The organism is Pseudomonas sp. SIMBA_067 (assembly GCF_046534675.1).
Taxonomy (GTDB): domain Bacteria; phylum Pseudomonadota; class Gammaproteobacteria; order Pseudomonadales; family Pseudomonadaceae; genus Aquipseudomonas; species Aquipseudomonas putida.
Genome location: NZ_JAWRYH010001213.1, coordinates 1 through 241 on the forward strand (window position 1 = coordinate 1; position 241 = coordinate 241).

Here is a 241-nt window from a genome sequence, read left to right on the forward strand (position 1 = left end):
TGATGGCGCTGCGTTTCGCCCGTCCGCTGTCGGCGCAGTTCAGCCAGCTAGCGACCGCAGCGCGAGCGGTATCGAAAGGGGAATTTGGCCGAACGGCGGCGGTGGTGAAAGAAGCGCCACAGGAGCTGGTGCGCTTTACCGAAGATTTTAATCAGATGACGCAGCAGCTGGCGCGTTACGAGCGTGAGCTGCGCACCTCGCATGTAGCGATGGCGCATGAACTTCGCTCGCCACTGACGGC

Annotated in this window: 1 pseudogene; it reads left to right on the forward strand. The window is 62.2% G+C overall.

Annotated elements, in window-relative coordinates:
* Positions 1–241: pseudogene (locus SB765_RS33145) on the forward strand (two-component sensor histidine kinase); the annotation flags it as partial.